General features: G+C 47.3%; 1 protein-coding gene. It reads left to right on the plus strand.

All coding sequences use genetic code 11. The features are described from left to right. A partial coding sequence (locus I6E38_RS15245; RefSeq protein WP_235394755.1) for a phage integrase SAM-like domain-containing protein occupies positions 1-220 on the plus strand: 220 nt, incomplete at both ends.

Raw genomic sequence — 220 nt, forward strand, 5'->3', positions numbered from 1 at the left:
TAAACGTGGACTTGTGCAACAGATTTCGTGAGTATCTGCTGACAGCACCACAGGGACTGCATAAGAACAGAAAACTACATATCAACTCAGCTGCCAACTACTGGTCAACTTTCCGTGCTTCAATCCACACAGCCTATCGTGACCGCAAGATAAAGGAGAACCCGAACGGTTTCTTGGAGCGTATCGAGACAATCCCGACTGACAAGGAGCATCTTTCACA

Source organism: Leyella stercorea (assembly GCF_021531355.1).
Classification (GTDB): Bacteria; Bacteroidota; Bacteroidia; order Bacteroidales; family Bacteroidaceae; genus Prevotella.